Annotated in this window: 1 protein-coding gene; it reads right to left on the bottom strand. The window is 33.1% G+C overall.

Annotated elements, in window-relative coordinates:
• Nucleotides 1-704: 704 nt before the first annotated feature.
• Nucleotides 705-986 carry a reverse transcriptase domain-containing protein gene (locus C6B38_RS12350; RefSeq protein ID WP_162475881.1) on the bottom strand — a complete coding sequence of 94 codons (282 nt, stop codon included), beginning with the start codon at nt 984-986 and terminating at the stop codon, nt 705-707.
• Between the last annotated feature and the right edge of the window lie 66 nt (nt 987-1,052).

Raw genomic sequence — 1,052 nt, 5'->3', positions numbered from 1 at the left:
AACCCTTTAGCAAGCTAGTCTAAGAAGRTRAAGAAMCCAAGARGCAACTTGGARWAAYTCTCTCATATTTTCAGCAAMWTCATYATTGTTSRATTACATTGAGTTATAATRGGGTATTTATAGACTAAACTCTAGMCCTAGCTAACCTTTGGTTAAATGACTYAAAATACCYATTAAACCCTTGATTAAAAACTGAAAAGACAAGCMAAATAACAAAAACTACTCAATTAGAACGCATTAAGCATCCATTAGCCGAGCCCTACTTGCGACGGTAGGGGAACTTACTGTCGGCAGTGGGTGTGTGAATTACAAAGGATTGGCCTAGCTAGGTAGGGGCAAGGCCTACCGTCGGCGGTAGGGTCTTTTCTTCAATTACTTAGCCAATTTTCAACTCCCAATTGTTCCCTTGAGTAATCCTTGCTAATTGAACAAATGGWGAACAACTTGGAAGTCTTTTCTTGGCCCTTTAAACTCTTCAACTTGTTCTTCAAAGCTTCATCCATGTAAACTTCAACTCCAAGGTGCTTGACCCTTTCCATCTACTTCATATTAGAAGCATGATTTAATATGCCTAAAAAACTTTTAAGTTGTTTTTTTATCAAGAAGCTTATCAGGAAATTGATTAATCTTTTCTAYAATATGTGGTTGTAGTTCTATTCCTTGGGAACTTATTTTAAATCCTAAAAACTCTATTTCTGATGTTCCTATTTTTGCTTTTTTTTGAGATAAACATAGYYCATTTGCAGACAAMRYTYTGYAAATTTATCTAGATGACTTAAATGTTCAGCTATCAAGTTACTAGCTACTAATATATCATCTACATATACATAGCAAAACAAATAGGGTTTAAATATACTATCTATTTTTCTCTGAAATATTTGTGGTACATTTTTCAGTCCAAAAGGCATTACTAAACATTCATACTGGCTTTGTGGAGTTGAAAATGTTGTTAGGTGTACTATCTTTATGCATTTTTTTTTGGCCAAAATCCACTTTTACAATCAAATTTAGAAAATATCTTTTTATTATGTATTTGATTTATCAAGCTTTCC

This window comes from Spiroplasma sp. ChiS, from assembly GCF_002968355.1.
GTDB classification, from domain to species: Bacteria; Bacillota_I; Bacilli_A; order Mycoplasmatales; family Mycoplasmataceae; genus Spiroplasma; species Spiroplasma citri.
The sequence above is the reverse complement of the archived record's forward strand: the minus strand, read 5'-3'. Positions and strand labels throughout refer to the sequence as shown.